The organism is Microbaculum marinisediminis, from assembly GCF_025397915.1.
In the GTDB taxonomy this organism is placed as follows: Bacteria; Pseudomonadota; Alphaproteobacteria; order Rhizobiales; family Tepidamorphaceae; genus Microbaculum; species Microbaculum marinisediminis.
On sequence record NZ_JALIDZ010000053.1, the window covers coordinates 1 to 317 of the forward strand.

Consider the following 317-nt stretch of genomic DNA (forward strand, 5'->3'; position numbering starts at 1 on the left):
GAAATAGGCGCGGTCGGCTTGTCCGGTGTGCGATAGTCGCCGATTACCTGCCCGGTCTGCGGATTGACGAGCTGGCCGTTGACCTCGATGGGCTGTGACGCCTTGCTCGCGTCCCGGATATAGCCATTCAACAAGTCGGGATCGCGAACCATGAGCAACGCCATGCCGGGGTCAACGCCGCGCTCCTGCGTCAGCCAGTTGAAGGTCTTCGACATGGTAGGCCGCTGACCGATATTCATGATCCTTTCGAACAGGCTCCCGGTATCGCCCCACACCGACGGTGCGGATAGGGCCTCCAGATCCGGGAACCTCGACGG

1 protein-coding gene is annotated in these 317 nt (G+C 61.8%); it reads right to left on the reverse strand.

Translation table 11 applies throughout. The annotated features are described in order from the left end of the window. A partial coding sequence (locus tag MUB46_RS24520) for a hypothetical protein (protein WP_261618545.1) occupies positions 1 to 239 on the reverse strand: 239 nt, incomplete at its 3' end. Between the last annotated feature and the right edge of the window lie 78 nt (positions 240 to 317).